This is a genomic window from Pseudoalteromonas sp. S327 (assembly GCF_005886415.1).
Classification (GTDB): Bacteria; Pseudomonadota; Gammaproteobacteria; order Enterobacterales; family Alteromonadaceae; genus Pseudoalteromonas; species Pseudoalteromonas atlantica.
In genome coordinates this window covers 1-375 of record NZ_PNDP01000192.1, presented here as the reverse complement: position 1 = coordinate 375, position 375 = coordinate 1, and the positions used below count along the sequence as shown (strand labels likewise).

The 375-nt window shown below is 42.1% G+C and carries 1 tRNA gene; it reads left to right on the top strand.

From position 1 onward, the window contains the following. The first annotated feature begins 113 nt into the window (after nucleotides 1–113). Nucleotides 114–200 (top strand) — tRNA-Leu (locus tag CWB60_RS20680). Nucleotides 201–375: the final 175 nt, after the last annotated feature.

Genomic DNA, 375 nt, shown 5'->3' with positions numbered 1-375 from the left:
TTTCGCGGAATGGCAGAGTGGCCATGCAGTGGATTGGAACTCCGTCCACCTCGGTTCGACTCCGGGGTGCGCCTCCATTCAACACTCCACATGCTTTAAATAGCAAACTCGATGCCCGAGTGGTGGAATTGGTAGACACAAGGGATTTAAAATCCCTCGACTAACAAGTCGTGCCGGTTCAAGTCCGGCCTCGGGCACCACTTTCACTAAAGTCCTTTTAGTAAATTAAATACTCCCTATTTTAAATAAATACCCATTTGTTATATAACAATCACTTTGTCTATGTTTTTTCCTATTCCTTAAAAATTAATAGCACTTGGCTTAATTAAGTGACTAATTTGAGTTAGACAAACGTTCTTAAAGCAAAGCATCCGC